The organism is Peptostreptococcus faecalis (genome assembly GCF_900240845.1).
Lineage (GTDB): Bacteria > Bacillota > Clostridia > Peptostreptococcales > Peptostreptococcaceae > Peptostreptococcus > Peptostreptococcus faecalis.
This window is the reverse complement of sequence record NZ_OERU01000004.1, coordinates 81,573-94,381: the sequence shown is the minus strand read 5'-3', so window position 1 is coordinate 94,381 and position 12,809 is coordinate 81,573. Positions and strand designations below refer to the sequence as shown.

Genomic DNA, 12,809 nt, shown 5'->3' with positions numbered 1-12,809 from the left:
ATTATCTCGAAATATCTGGCTTGGTTTGTTGTTTGTGGTTTAAACCTTTATGGTTTAAACGATTAATCAATTGTTTATAAAAACAATATGAATTAACCTGCTGTTTAATTTTCAAAGTTCATTTTGTCATTATCATTTAACGACTTTAATATTGTACCAACATTAAAGTTAAATGTCAATGCTTTTTTCGTTTTTTATTTTTGTCCTTTTTTTTAACTTATGTGTTTCTCAAGGACAAGTAATACTATATCAACTCTGAAGCATAAAGTCAATAAGTTTTTTAAAAAAAATTAATTATTTTTAAGTATTCAAGCCATTTTATCGTATATAATAAATATAGTTCGTATTTTTAATTCTTTTTAGCGCATTTTCTTATTGCGCGAATTAATATATTCGTGTTTTTTAACAATAATTGAAGTAGAAATCTTTTTATAAAGCATATACAAATCTTTATTTCTAATATAAAATAGTAAATAAACTATTTACGTATCATATGTTTCTGTCTAAAGATATCCTAAACGTATGACTTATGTAATAAATAATAAGGAGGAAGCAGCATGCTATCAGAAAGATTAAAAAATATTACGCCATCTGTTACTGTTGGAATAAGTTCTAAAGTAAAAGATATGAAAGCGAGTGGAATAGATGTAATAGGATTAAGTATAGGAGAGCCAGACTTCAATGTTCCAGAAAAAGCTAAAGAATATGGAAAAAGATCTTTAGATGAGAACAAAACAAAATATGACCTAGTAGGTGGTATATTAGAGCTAAGAGAAGAAATATGTAAAAAACTACTTAAGGAGAATAAAGTAAACTACACTCCTGATCAAATAGTATTATCAAGTGGTGCAAAAAATTCTATCACTAATGTTCTTTTAGCATTAACAAATCCTGGTGACGAGGTATTACTTCCTCTTCCGTATTGGGTAAGTTATTCTGAAATAATAAAAGTAACTAACGCAGTTCCTGTTGAAATTCAAACTAAAAAAGAAAATAACTTTAAGCTACAAAAAGAAGAGTTGCTAGCTGCCATTACAGATAAAACAAAATTAATAGTTATAACTAACCCTTCAAATCCTACAGGAAGTGTATATACTAAAGAAGAGTTAGAAGAAATAGCTAGTGTTTGTCTAGAAAAGGGAATATATATTATAGCAGACGAAATATATGAAAAAATCACTTTCACTGAAAACTTTACTTCTGTAGCTGCTTTAAATGAAGAAATAAAAGACATAACTATAACTATAAATGGTTTTGCAAAATGTGCAGCAATGACAGGATTAAGATTAGGATACACTGCTTCTAATTCTGAAATAGCTAATGCTATGTGTTCAATACAAAGTCACATAGTTTCTCACCCATCTTTAACAGCACAGTATATAGGTCTTGGCGCTTTAGTAGAATGCGAAGATGAAATGCAACACATGGTCGACACTTACAAGAAAAGATGCGAATTAATTACTAACAGACTAGATAAAATCGAAAATATTGGATATGTAAAGCCATCTGGTGCATTTTATATATTTGTTGATTTAAGCAAAGTAAAAGAAAACTATGAATACACTGATAGTTTTTCAATAAAATTCTGCGAAGATTTCTTAAATGCCGAAAAAGTTGCCGTAGTACCTGGAAAATCTTTTGGTATAGATGAATATATCAGAATATCATATGCGTGCGATGAAGAAAGTTTCTTAGAGGGCGTTAATAGACTAGAAAGATATATTAGTAAATTTATATAATTTTAAAAAAATAACTAGCTATGTTTTATAAGCATAACAATAATCAGATTAATCTTATAAAAACAACATAATCTAATGAGCTTTATAAATATAATCACTAAATTACAAAAGAGCTGTTACAATCGGTAACAGCTCTTTTTATTATCTTAAATATCTTTATTAAGTTCTAATTATTATTCTTCTTCTGATTCTTCTTCATCAACATTCTGAGTAAGTGGTTTCATTGTTGGGAAAAGAAAATACCTCATTAAATCTTTTACATACATTTACATACGTACTCTTATCTAAATTTTAAAAATAGTAAATTTTCAAAGCAATCATTACTTTTCAAATTTCTGCATTTTTAGTCGTATATTGGTCGTACAAAAGTCGTAAATTAATAGTGATTATACTAATCCAATAATTATAAAATAGCTGTATGTGATATCTATTTCGACAAGTGATTTTTTTAGTTGATGAAATTATTCAGACTCTATTATCTTTTTTAATTTAGGTTCTATCCTCGCTATAATACCTGTAACTAATGCATTCCCCATCATAAAATATCTATTTCTCTTAGGCATCGTGTCCGTCCAGTTTGGAGGAAACATTTGAATTAATTCACATTCTACCGGTGTTAATTTCCTCAACTTTTTCATTTCCCTATCAAAAACTATATGTGATGACCGATTTAATGTCCCTTCACTCGTAAGCATCGTTCTTGCTGGCTCCTCTATTTTTTCCGGAAATGCCATTGATCCTTCGCTATAGATATAGGAATGTCCATTGCTTGAAGTTCTTTCAATTCTTTTTGAGCCCTTTAAGTACTCCCATTTATTTAATTTTTCTTTTTCAATAGCATATTCTTCTACATCTGCATTGTACTTTCTTGATATAGATAATATCTTTTCTAAAGAAAAAATCGGTTCTACTTTTGCACTTACCCTAGCATGAATAACATTACCATCTACCATCATTCCAGTTTCTAAAAATTTACCTTCTTTAAAATTATTGGAAACATCCAATACATCTTTGTATTCATTTAAATCTAAGCTTTCGATTTCTAGTGCTTTTTCTATAGGAAAAATATCGTTAAATATGTTGTCTCGATTTATATCTAATTTTTGCCCTTGAATTTTCCATGAATAATTAAGATTTTTTTTATGTGCAAATATAAAAACTCTTCTTCTTTTTTGTGGCATGGCATACTCCCCAGCATTTATAACTCTCCACTGAACATAATACCCTAATTCATCAAATGTTTTAAGCATAACTGCAAAATCCCTCCCACGCCTAGATGCAGGAGATTTTAACAATCTATCTACATTTTCCAAAAGCACAAATGGAGATTTTTTTGCTACTAGAACCTCTTTTATATCCCAAAACAGAACTCCTTTTTTACCTTCAATTCCTTGCTCATTAGACAACGACCTCGCAACAGAATAGTCTTGACATGGAAATCCGCCCACTAGTAATGAATGATCCGGAATTTCATCCTTATTTACTTTATTTATATCTTCATTAGAGTGATTCTCCAACCCAAAACGGGTAGTGTAACAATTGAAAGCATGTTGGGCTTTAGTTGATGGTTCATATTGGTTCGCCCATACAAACTCCCAGTCACCTTTCTCAATCGCTCTATTTTCTAAATCTATTTCACTGATGTGATTTAATCCTACTCTAAATCCTCCTACACCAGCAAATAATTCTGCAACTGTTAATTTCATCTAAATATCTTTCTCCTCTTAAATATCTTTTATTATATCAGATATATAGCCATTGTTTAACCAAAAACATTGATGTGTCATTTTGTCTCCATTTGGTAATATATCCATGTCTTTATCTGAACCATTACCGTATTTAATACCTTTGATAACATATGCACTTTTGCTAGCATGTGGCCTCAAGTGAAATATTCTATGTTCCGTTTTCTTCGGTAAATCATTTTTCACAATCACTTTTCCCGTTTTATCATAACCTATTTCAAAATTAACCCCACTAATAAACTTTTTTTTGTATGATTCCCATTCTAATTTACCAGTGTTTTCAAGTTCTGTTATAGGCATATTCCAGATTTTAGATCCTTTTAAAATATATTTACCTTCTTCATTTTCCTTGAAAACGACGAATAGAAATATAGTTTCTTCAAAAAAAGTATACTCAAAAGAATTCTCAAAATCTTCTTCAATAAACCTACTTATTTCGATTTTAGGAAAAGACATACTTTCTTTAGGCAATCCATTTTTTTTCACACGTATCGTTTTAACTACAATATTTGCTTTTTGAAATTCTTCAGCATTTTCCGAATTTATACCTAAAATTCTGTAAACTAAACTCCTATTTATTTGTTTTGACTTGCTTTCAGTGTTTAAACTAAATTTAGTGTACAAATATTCTTCAGAAAAACCTACATAATTGCTAATTTTATCAATTATCTGTTTATCAAAATCAACATTTTCTAATTCTTCCTTACTAAAAATCGATTCATACCTCATCAAACCTGGTTTTACATAATTATTCAAAACATAAGTCATATAAGACTGTTTTAATGAAAAAGCTCTTCTTTTTGCAGGAATATTTTTATTATAAAACTGAGGTTGTAAACTCTTGTCAGCAGTTGACCCTTTAGTACATGCACCTAAATATTTGGTATCACTTTCTGATAATTCATGTGCTTTCCCTTCTCTTACCTTGCTAGCTATTTTATAATAATCATCACATATAACAGCTAAATCTTTTTCGAAAATTTCACTATATATATCATATAAACTTACAAAGTCAATAGTATTGTTCGTTCTTGGTTGTGATTTCACTCGATGATACCATACCATTAATATCTTGCTTATTTTCTTTTCTAGGTGTGACCCTTTAAATTTTGATGCTATTGCCTCGGTATTTGGTATCATAGTAATTACTAGCCTTTCACCAGCCCTTATACCTTTTTTTGTCTTTTCATATGGAGTTACTTTCAATTCTGTTCCCGCTTCTAAAAAATCCGGTTCCGATTTGCTATTTGGAAGATAATAATAGTAATATTTCTCTAATAAATTCCCCAGCCCACCTTTACTTTTAGGATTATTATAATAAGAAATTATTTTTTCAAGCTCTTCTCCTTCAAATTCTACTTTAAGAATATCTATAAAAGTCTTCCCAATTAGCTCTTCTGAATACTTTAATATATCAGCTGGATTAGTATCATCATATGGTAATTTTCTCAACGCAATACCTCTTTCATTTAATCTATTATTATTTGCTACACCATATTATACCATAATTTTCCTTACTGATTTATTCATATTCTTAAAAATCTATTAAGGTTACATATACCAATTAATCTCTCGATTTAATTATAATCTAATTGTATTTTATTAATAAATTCATCAAATATATTCATTTCTATTTCTTTAAAGTCGTCAGTCGCTTTCGCATAGATGTCCATGGTAATATCAGAACTAGCATGCCCCAATACTTCTTGCATAACTTTTATATTTACACCAGCCTCACACATTCTAGTTGTAAATGTATGTCTTAATGAATGGTTACTAATATATGGCAATAAGATTCCACCCTTTTTTTCTCCTTCCATTCTTTCTAAATTACAACTATTTACTATTCTTCTTAACGCTTTATTCATTACACCTTGATTTAAAACTTCTCCAAATCTATTTAGAAAAACAAAATCATCATATCCATCAATATTTGACTTACATTGCAAATTATTATCTTTTATAAATTTTCTTTGCAACAATAATGCATCTCTAACATTTGACGTCATTGGTATTATTCGTTTACTTGAATCAGTTTTTGGGCTATTCATAGCATATTTGTTTCCTTTCCCTTTTCCTTTACTATAATAAACTAAGGTTTGATTGATATATATAATATTTTTTTCAAAATCAATATTTTCCCATTGCAACCCCGTTGCTTCTCCCACTCTCATACCGGTCCATAACATGACACAGAATACAGGTTGCCATCTACTGTATTCTTTATTTTCCATTAAATATTTTTCAAATACTTTCTGTTCTTTTGAAGTTAATGCCTTTTTATTTCTATCAGTTTTTCTATGTGTCTTTTTTAAATCTTTCAAAGCTTTGTCTGCTGGATTATACCTCAAATAATCATCTTCTACTGCTACTTCCAAAACTTGATGTACTACTGTCTGTATATTATCTATAGTCGATATTTTTATTTTTTTAGTTTCAGCAAGCATGTTATAATATGATTTAATATCTGTTTTCTTCAAATCAGATATCCTAATATTTCCTATCTCTTTTTCAACAAATTCTTGATACATATAAATATAGTTTTTTAATGTATTGTCCTTAATCCCTCTTTTCACTTTTACCCATAAATAAAACAAATCATTTAATGTTATTTTATTTTTATCAATATTGATTCCATCTAAATTATCTCTAATAATTTCTTTTTTCTTCTCTCTTAAATCCTTTAGAGTCGGTGCATAAAAAGAATGTCGTTTTCCATACTTGTCTCGCCACTTATATTCATACGTCCCATTCCCTCTCTGATATTCGCCAACTTGCAACCTTCTTCGGTTACTATCATACCTTTTCGACATCTATTTCACCCCTTCAAAGTGTCTGTAAAGCTATACTAATTTTAAACTTAAATTCATATAGAATATATCGTCTTTAAGTATTCTTCTAAAATTTTTTTCTTAATTAATCTTTTTTTCCCTACAAAAAGCACAAATTTACAATCCGGTTCTTCCGATAACTCTCTTAATTTATGAATTCCAATATTAAAATATTGCGAAGCCTCCTGCAAGGTTAAATTACTTTTTTCCCACAAGGGAACGTTCTTTCCTTCTACATCATACCCTTTGTTTTTTTCACTCATTTTGTCACACCTTCATTAAATAGTTTATAATTTTTTTATTCTTTTCTACATATGCATTGAATGATTCATAATTTTCTTTGTGTTGCTCTTTATTTTTATTTAGCCAATCCTTACAGTCATTATTTATTATGTAAAAATTACTCTGATGAAAAAAATATTGTTGCATTTCTATTAATCCCTTTTCTCCCCATATACTTTGAATTTTATACATAAGTGACATTAGGCCACTGTTTTTATTATGATATACTAAATCACTAATCAAACTATAGTTATTTACTTTTGCAGATTTAATTTTTTTAGATTTATTTAAAACTAATCTTTTCAATTCTTGACTAAATCCCATAACTTCCTTACTTTCTTCATGATAAAATGTGAATTTTTGACAAATTAAACTCGCTATTAAATTAATTAGTTCATTTTGATTTTTTATTACTAATAATTTATCGGTTATTTGATGTGCAAAGTCTGACTTGAATACTACTTCAAACCTAACCCATGATTCACATTGAATTGCCCTATCTAAGTAGTTGCCTTTTTTTTGCAATTGCTCCAACTTTTTGTCGTATACTCTCAACCTTACTTTTGATTGATTACTACCAATATATAATGTGTTTATTTTCTCTTCACTAATAATACCCGAGCATTTCAAATTACATAATCTTAATATATTGTGGCCATTTTTATCTTCCAATTCCTGGTATATTAACACTTTTTTATTGACATAATCAAAATATAACTTGCTTATATCAATATCGTAATCAATATAGTCTACTGTTAAATCGACCCTTGACAGTCTAATCGTATAATTGCCTGATTCAGAAATCTTAATAATTTCGTATATTGCTAAATTAGATTCCCTAGTATAATAGCCTAAGGATTGGGCACTAAACTTCACACAGATTCCCATATTTCTATGTAATGGATGATACGCTATAGAAAAATAAAAATCATGTTGTCCATATTTATATGCTACTTTGTAGCCCAAAGGTGCTGTTTTCTCAACTTCTTTTTTACCAAGTATTTGCTCTAAATCTAATTTTGATGCAAATATATCTATTATTTTATTTGCAATATAATCCCAATCACACTCATTTTTAATGATACTACCATTCTTATATTGCAAAACAAGAGTAAATTCATCCACTCCTAACTCAATCAATATTATCACTTCTCTTTCTGTATTTTAATTGATATAGATTGCAGCAAGTATTTATTGCTTAGCCCCCGTTATTACATATCGGGGGCTTTTGTCATATACTTTAATATTTCAAAATTGTAAAAAGGTGTAAATAGTATTTTCGGAATTCTTGCAACTTGAGGAGATATAAAAACACCTTCTCCTATATCAAATTTTTTATTAGGCACATCTATACCCTGTCCAAAAGTTGTAACATAAGTTTGTTTTTCTGAATTTCCTAAAACTACTTTAACTGGCATATTTTCTCTAAAAGCAGTACTAATTAACTTTGAATCACTTTTTTGCATTACTGCCCAAAAAAATGCTCCTAACTGCCTTCCTTCCAGTATTATTTTTGCAATTAAATCGTTTACCTTATCTCGAGTTTTTTTATCTTTATTTTCAAGAGAATACGAAAATGAAGCAAACTCATCAATCATAAAAATCATTGGTTCTATATCAAAGTCTTTATAATCAGAATCGAGCTTTCTGCATAGTAAGTTCTCCATTTTAATTTTTCTCTCATCAATTTCAGCAACAAACTTTTCAAGCAACAATACTATTTCATCAAATGAAACTGCTGTTTTGTTGGGCGAAACTTTATTTCCTATTACTGACAATCCACTCATTTTCGGATCACAAAAATATATATTATAATCTATATCTTTATTAAGCATTTGCAAAATAATTCCATATAAAAAATATGATTTTCCCGAACCTGTTTGACCCGTTAGCAAAGTGTGATGTAACGGTACATTGTCAAATCTATTATCAAAAATAAGACAGTATTTACCACAATTTTTATTATGATATAAAAAGTCTTCAAAGTTATTATAAACTGGCCTGTAAGTTATGCTTGAATCAATTAATTCATAAATATATTCACTTTCGTTCATAGTTTTATAATGTTGCTCAACAATATAATTGCTCAAACCAGCTGATAGTAAAATATTATTTAATCTCTCATCTAAATATATCGAATTTTCTATTTTCAATATCCCTTCTGATAAATCTTTGCTAAACTCTAGTTCAATTCTAGGTAATGAGGCTTTATTTTCTTTATTATCATAAACACCTGCATTATTTAATTGTTTTTCCAAACTACTCATAGTAAGATAATAGGTAATTCCATATCTGAATCCACGATAAAATTTATTTTTTATTACAATAAAAATTATAGCTAACACTAGAGTACATGCCGATATGGTATAGCATAGTTGTGGAAGGCTGCTAATGCTTACATAATCCATATTTTCTATATTAGACTGATAAAATACACCTAATGTTAAAAAAATTACTGGAATTAATAAAATAAGAATTTCTTTTTCTTTATTCATTTATTTCTCCTTCCTAATATCATAGTCATTAAATCTTAAAATCAAATCAAATCCAATTACAAAACTATTCTGTTCATCAAAATTCTTAAGTACAATTAAATCTCCTTTTTTAGGTTTTTCTTTTCTAGTTAAAACTGTAACTACAAATGTTTGATACAAATTTGACTCACGAAAATTTCCTTCTTTATCAATGCCATAATCAAAGTTATCCTTCAAAACCTGAACGGTTATAGTATATCCATCTGATAATTTTTTCTTTTTATCAATATAATCTCTTACTGATACAACCCTATAGGTCTCTCCCGTGCTTTTTGCAAATTTCTCCCAATCAATCACAGTTTTGGTAAATAACCACGTATTTATTAAACTCATATTTATTCTCCTTCCAATAATTTTAACTCTTTCAGAATTCACTCATTACGTTGTTTGATATTTATAAGTGATATTAACCTTATTCACGCTTATATATATATCTTTTTTAAACCCTTCTCCTTTCTTTAGTTTTTATATCCTTTATTTAAACCCATAATATCATTATTATAAATACCTGTCAATCAATTTTTTTCTACAACATTGATTTTTCACCTTCTTTAACGTATACTTACTTATATAAGACCTATATAAAAGGAGATTTCCAACATGGCAGAACTAAAATTGATACCTGAAAAAAAATCATATAGCATTAACGAAATTATTGAAAACACGAAAAGAATATATAACTATAATTATATTTCAACTTCCGATGATGGCAAAAAAATTCATACACGTATACGAAAAAAATTAATACATGACTTAAGATTTGCTGAAAAAATATCTATTCCACCAAGGCGAATTGAGTATTATTACGATGATGTTATTAAACTTTTTACACCTGAGCTCAATAGTTACTTCGAAAAACTTAAACTTGAGCTTATACCGAATAATACGTTTTACTACACAATATCGGTTGAAAACCTTCCTGAAACAATAGAAGAATATAAGGAATTAAAAATTGAAGATAAATTGGACTCTAGATTAACACTTGAAGACCTTGAACAATATAAAAAAATTATTAAATTATCTTCACCTAAAGAATCTCTTAATCAGTCTTTATTTTATAATTTAGACAATATAAAAATACCTACTGATAATCTTGACAATATTATTATAACTAGTTATGCTTTATATGAATTGTTAGAAGAAAATGAATTGGCAAGCAATCCATATAAAATTCCTGATGAATTAAAAAAAATAGAAAAATATCTTTTTAGAAAAAAAGAATTAAAAAGAATCTTAAATTTATAATAAATTCTATTCAATCTAATAAACTTTCATATCATTTTTAAATACCACAAAAAGGCCTTACTACCGGATATAAAATATCACTGTAAGGCCTTTTTATACAACATATCAAAATTATTTTATTTAGTCGTAAACTAGTCGTAAAACTTCAATTTCTACTCTTCTTCTTCCGCATCTTCCTCAATATTCTGAGTAAGTGGTTTCATTGTTGGGAATAATAACACGTCCCTTATACTTGGAGAGTTTGTAAGTAACATTACTACTCTATCTATACCTATACCAAGTCCACCTGTTGGAGGTAGACCTACTTCTAGTGCATTTAGGAAATCTTCATCCATTTCAAATGCTTCATCATCTCCTAGCTCTCTTTTTCTCATCTGATCTTCAAATCTTCCCTTTTGGTCGATTGGGTCATTTAACTCAGAGAATGCATTTGCCAGTTCCCATTTGTTCGCGAAAGCTTCAAATCTATCAGTAGTTCTTGGATCTTCAACATTTCTCTTTGCGAGTGGAGAAACTTCAACTGGATGATGAGTTATGAAAGTAGGTTGTATCAAGTTATCTTCACCAAATTCTTCAAAGAACGCATTGATAACCTCTCCACGTCTCATACCTGGAGTTATTTCTATTCCTTTTTCCTTTGCAATTGCTAGTGCTTCTTCATCAGTATTTATAGTAGAAAAATCTACACCAGAATACTCCTTCACACATTCTTCCATTGTCATTCTCTTCCAAGGAGGTGTAAAGTCGATTTCAGTACCTTGATAATTTACCTTTTTGCTTCCTGTAGCTACTTCTGCCATATATGAAATCACATTTTCCGTGATTTCCATCATGTCATTGTAATCTGCATATGCTTGGTAAAGTTCAATTGCAGTATATTCAGGGTTGTGCTTCATGTCCATACCTTCATTTCTGAACATTCTTCCCATTTCATAAACCTTGTCAAATCCACCAACGATCAATCTCTTTAAGTAAAGTTCGTTTGCAATTCTTAAATACATTGGTATATCAAGTGAATTATGGTGAGTTATAAATGGTCTCGCATTCGCTCCACCAGCTATAGTGTTTAATATAGGAGTCTCAACTTCTAAGAATCCTAAATCATCTAGATATCCTCTTAAAGCCTTAAGAGCCTTAGTTCTAGTTAAGAAAGCCTGCTTTACTTCAGGGTTTACAATTAAATCTACATATCTTTGTCTATATCTTAAATCAACATCTTTTAATCCATGATATTTTTCTGGTAATACTTGTAGAGATTTTGATAAAAGGACTATCTTTTCCGCATGAATAGACACTTCTTCTGTCTTTGTCTTGAATACGTATCCTTCTATACCAACTATGTCACCCATATCATAAGTCTTAAATTGCTTGTAATCGTCTACTCCGATATCGTCTCTTTTTACATATACCTGAATTCTACCGTTTTGATCCTGCAGATGCATAAAAGAGGCCTTCCCCATTACTCTCTTTGACATAAGACGACCAGCTACACTTACATGCTGTCCTTCTAATGAATCATAATTTTCTTTTATTGTATCTGAATAATGTGTAACATTATATTTACTTATTTTAAATGGATCCTTACCTTCGTCCTGAAGATTCTTTAATTTTTCTCTTCTAACCATCAAAACTTCACTTAAATTTTCAATCTGATTTTCTGACTTACTATTTTCCATTACTTCCTCCTTTAAAGACTATGTTTATATTTAAAAGTATCTATACTTTCCATCTTTTTATTACTATCTTTTTATATCTCTTACTTCCAATCTTGTAAATCCATCTGGAACAACTACTTCTATGTTATCTCCTTTTTTACTTCCTAAAAGAGCCTTACCTACAGGTGATTCATTAGAAATTTTACCATCGTATGGATCAGCCTCTGCACTACCAACTATAGTGTACTCTACTTCTTCATCAAAGTCTTTATCATAAATAATAACAGTTGACCCTATAGTTACAATGTTCAAATCTACATTAGCTTCATCAATTATTGTTGCAACTCTAGTGATATTTTCTAATTTTATTATTCTTTCTTCAAGAGATGCCTGTTCTTTTTTTGCTTCATCATACTCAGCATTTTCTGATAAATCTCCAAAAGAGATAGCTATTTTTAATCTTTCTGCAACTTCTTTTCTTCTTGTCGTTTTTAAAAGCTCTAATTCTTCCTCTAATTTATCATATCCCTCTTGCGTAAGGACTATTTCCTTGTTAGTATCTTCCATCATTGAACCTCCTGTTGGTTTTTTATATTAATAGTTTTATTGCGTATATATTCAAATAAACCTATGTTCATGCTTATATAAAATATAGTTTATCATATATAGATTAAATTGTGTGAAAAATTCACACAATTTAATCTATATCCGCTCTATTATATTCTAATTAAGTAATATTGTCAAGTTCTATACAGCCTTTTTATTAGTTCAATAGCTT

The 12,809-nt window shown here is 28.9% G+C and carries 11 protein-coding genes; 2 read left to right on the top strand and 9 right to left on the bottom strand.

Annotation, left to right across the window (positions count from 1 at the left end; translation table 11 throughout):
* The first annotated feature begins 557 nt into the window (after window positions 1–557).
* Window positions 558–1,739, top strand: a complete 1,182-nt coding sequence (locus tag C0982_RS07660; protein WP_101773642.1) for a pyridoxal phosphate-dependent aminotransferase — start codon at window positions 558–560, stop codon at window positions 1,737–1,739.
* A gap of 461 nt (window positions 1,740–2,200) precedes the next feature.
* Here C0982_RS07660 and dcm read toward each other — a convergent pair whose 3' ends face one another.
* From dcm to C0982_RS07625, 7 genes are all read right to left on the bottom strand, one after another.
* The gene (gene dcm / locus C0982_RS07655) at window positions 2,201–3,445 is read right to left on the bottom strand and encodes a DNA (cytosine-5-)-methyltransferase (protein WP_101773641.1); all 1,245 of its coding nucleotides are present in this window, start codon (window positions 3,443–3,445) and stop codon (window positions 2,201–2,203) included.
* A gap of 18 nt (window positions 3,446–3,463) precedes the next feature.
* Complete coding sequence (locus C0982_RS07650; RefSeq protein ID WP_101773640.1) at window positions 3,464–4,936, bottom strand: Sau3AI family type II restriction endonuclease; 1,473 nt, start codon at window positions 4,934–4,936, stop codon at window positions 3,464–3,466.
* A 125-nt stretch (window positions 4,937–5,061) separates the two neighbouring features.
* Window positions 5,062–6,297: a site-specific integrase gene (locus tag C0982_RS07645; protein ID WP_101773639.1), complete on the bottom strand. Its 1,236-nt coding sequence runs from the start codon at window positions 6,295–6,297 to the stop codon at window positions 5,062–5,064.
* 53 nt (window positions 6,298–6,350) lie between these two features.
* On the bottom strand, window positions 6,351–6,578 hold the full coding sequence (locus C0982_RS07640) for an excisionase (protein ID WP_101773638.1): 228 nt from the start codon (window positions 6,576–6,578) through the stop codon (window positions 6,351–6,353).
* Window positions 6,579–6,582: 4 nt separating this feature from the next.
* Window positions 6,583–7,737, bottom strand: coding sequence for a replication initiation factor domain-containing protein (locus C0982_RS07635; RefSeq protein WP_101773637.1), 1,155 nt, complete (start codon window positions 7,735–7,737; stop codon window positions 6,583–6,585).
* A gap of 71 nt (window positions 7,738–7,808) precedes the next feature.
* Window positions 7,809–9,092, bottom strand: a complete 1,284-nt coding sequence (locus C0982_RS07630) for an FtsK/SpoIIIE domain-containing protein (protein ID WP_101773636.1) — start codon at window positions 9,090–9,092, stop codon at window positions 7,809–7,811.
* Window positions 9,093–9,464: a hypothetical protein gene (locus C0982_RS07625; protein ID WP_101773635.1), complete on the bottom strand. Its 372-nt coding sequence runs from the start codon at window positions 9,462–9,464 to the stop codon at window positions 9,093–9,095.
* A 267-nt stretch (window positions 9,465–9,731) separates the two neighbouring features.
* Between C0982_RS07625 and C0982_RS07620 the strand changes: the two genes are divergently transcribed.
* On the top strand, window positions 9,732–10,376 hold the full coding sequence (locus C0982_RS07620) for a hypothetical protein (RefSeq protein ID WP_101773634.1): 645 nt from the start codon (window positions 9,732–9,734) through the stop codon (window positions 10,374–10,376).
* A 152-nt stretch (window positions 10,377–10,528) separates the two neighbouring features.
* Here C0982_RS07620 and lysS read toward each other — a convergent pair whose 3' ends face one another.
* Both lysS and greA read right to left on the bottom strand, forming a co-directional pair.
* Window positions 10,529–12,052: a lysine--tRNA ligase gene (gene lysS, locus C0982_RS07615; RefSeq protein WP_101773633.1), complete on the bottom strand. Its 1,524-nt coding sequence runs from the start codon at window positions 12,050–12,052 to the stop codon at window positions 10,529–10,531.
* Between the two features lie 63 nt (window positions 12,053–12,115).
* Window positions 12,116–12,601 (bottom strand): transcription elongation factor GreA, encoded by a 486-nt coding sequence (gene greA / locus C0982_RS07610; RefSeq protein WP_101773632.1) that lies wholly within the window; start codon window positions 12,599–12,601, stop codon window positions 12,116–12,118.
* Between the last annotated feature and the right edge of the window lie 208 nt (window positions 12,602–12,809).

Bases quoted from the DNA above. Each gene is read 5' to 3' on its own strand.
- lysS (WP_101773633.1), bottom strand. From the start codon at position 12,052: ATGGAAAATAGTAAGTCAGAAAATCAGATTGAAAATTTAAGTGAAGTT.
- C0982_RS07620 (WP_101773634.1), top strand. From the start codon at position 9,732: ATGGCAGAACTAAAATTGATACCTGAAAAAAAATCATATAGCATTAAC.
- greA (WP_101773632.1), bottom strand. From the start codon at position 12,601: ATGATGGAAGATACTAACAAGGAAATAGTCCTTACGCAAGAGGGATAT.
- C0982_RS07625 (WP_101773635.1), bottom strand. From the start codon at position 9,464: ATGAGTTTAATAAATACGTGGTTATTTACCAAAACTGTGATTGATTGG.
- C0982_RS07645 (WP_101773639.1), bottom strand. From the start codon at position 6,297: ATGTCGAAAAGGTATGATAGTAACCGAAGAAGGTTGCAAGTTGGCGAA.
- C0982_RS07660 (WP_101773642.1), top strand. From the start codon at position 558: ATGCTATCAGAAAGATTAAAAAATATTACGCCATCTGTTACTGTTGGA.
- dcm (WP_101773641.1), bottom strand. From the start codon at position 3,445: ATGAAATTAACAGTTGCAGAATTATTTGCTGGTGTAGGAGGATTTAGA.
- C0982_RS07640 (WP_101773638.1), bottom strand. From the start codon at position 6,578: ATGAGTGAAAAAAACAAAGGGTATGATGTAGAAGGAAAGAACGTTCCC.
- C0982_RS07630 (WP_101773636.1), bottom strand. From the start codon at position 9,092: ATGAATAAAGAAAAAGAAATTCTTATTTTATTAATTCCAGTAATTTTT.